Origin of the sequence: Enemella evansiae (assembly GCF_004362375.1) — a bacterium.
Lineage (GTDB): Bacteria > Actinomycetota > Actinomycetes > Propionibacteriales > Propionibacteriaceae > Enemella > Enemella evansiae.
Genome location: NZ_SNXA01000006.1, coordinates 1 through 1,652, shown reverse-complemented (window position 1 = coordinate 1,652; position 1,652 = coordinate 1). Strand labels below are relative to the sequence as shown.

Genomic DNA, 1,652 nt, shown 5'->3' with positions numbered 1-1,652 from the left:
CCACTGTGCCCCTGGCGGGGCGCCCGTTCCGGGCTGAGAATGGGGTGGGGGTGGTCGGCTGGGTGCTGAAACCGTTCGATCTATGGTCCGTTCGAGGCCGTCGAGTAGCCCGGTGCGGGGATCGATGTGATGGGCCCTTCAATGCTGCCGATCCGTGGCCTTCCTAGTAGGGGGTGGCGGTGTGAGCGCGAGGACTAGATTTGCTTGATTTTCCCTCGAGATCTCCCTCAGGCGGCCACCCCTTTTTGGTACTGGATCGCGCCTTGGGAGGGCAGAGAGGTGTTCACAGAGTCTGAAGACGAAGAACAGATCATCGAGCGGGTCGCGGCGTTGGATATCGGCAAGGCCGAGTTGGTGTGTTGTGTCCGTATGCCCGCACCGCCGGGCAAGAAACGCCGGTTGCAGGAGGTCACCACTCACACCACGATGGTCGGCTCGTTGAGCGAGCTGGCGAACCGGCTGGTCGGGCTCGGGGTGCAGCGGGTGGTGATGGAGGCCACCAGCGACTATTGGCGGGCGCCGTTTTATCTGTTCGCCGCGCACGGGCTGGATCCGTGGTTGGTCAATGCCAAGGATGTCCATCATCTGCCCGGCCGGCCGAAGACCGATCGGTTGGATGCGGTGTGGTTGTGCAAGGTTGCCGAACGCCAGATGCTGCGGCCCAGTTTCGTTCCCGAGGCCGGGATCCGCAGGCTGCGGGACCTGACCCGGTATCGGGTGGATCTGGTCGGGGTCCGGACCGCGGAGAAGAACCGGGTCGAGAAGCTGTTGGAGGATGCCTGCATCAAACTGTCGGTGGTCGCCTCCGACATCTTCGGCGTCTCGGGACGGGAGATGCTGGATGCCATCATCGCCGGGGAACGCGATCCCAAGGTCCTCGCGGAGAAAGCACGGTCCCGGTTACGGCTGAAGATGGCCGAACTGGAGGAGGCCTTCGCCGGGCTGCAGTTGGGGACCTTCGATGATCACCACCGGTTCTTGCTGACCCGGATGCTGGCCCGGATCGATCAAACCGATCGCGATATCGCCGCGCTCGATGAACAGATCGAGGCCCATCTGGTCCCTTTCGCTGACGCGGTCGCCCGGCTCGATGAGATTCCCGGGATCGGGCCGCGTGCCGCTGCCGCGATCGTGGCCGAGATCGGCACCGACATGACCCAGTTCCCGACCCCGGACCATCTCGCGTCCTGGGCACGGTTCACCCCCGGGATCAAGTCCAGCGCGGGCAAGACCAAAGGCAACGGCTCCACCGGCCACGGGAACCGATACCTCGCCCGCGCGATCTGCGAGGCCGCGATCGCGACCCGACACACCCAGACCTTCCTCGGCGTCCGCTACCGACGCCTGGTTCGCCGGCGCGGAAAGAAGAAGGCCATGGTCGCGGTCGGACGCTCGATCCTGACCGTCATCTGGCACCTGCTCAACGATCCCGACATCCCCTTCCGTGAACTCGGCCCCCAGCACTACGACACCCACGTCTCGACCAAAGCCAGGCAACGCAGTCACATCAAGGGCCTCGAAGCCCTCGGCTACAAAGTCATCCTGCAACCCGCCGCCTGACCACAACCCCTACAACCACTCCCACCGACGAGTCACGCCGCCGGACGCTCCACCGCGCGTGGCTGAGTCCATTCTCGGACTAGGTCGCGCAG

1 protein-coding gene is annotated in these 1,652 nt (G+C 64.8%); it reads left to right on the top strand.

Annotated features, from left to right (window positions below):
- Positions 1-279: 279 nt before the first annotated feature.
- Entirely contained in the window at positions 280-1,560 is a 1,281-nt protein-coding gene (locus C8D81_RS00605; RefSeq protein WP_094431644.1) for an IS110 family RNA-guided transposase, read from the top strand.
- The last annotated feature ends 92 nt before the right edge of the window (positions 1,561-1,652 follow it).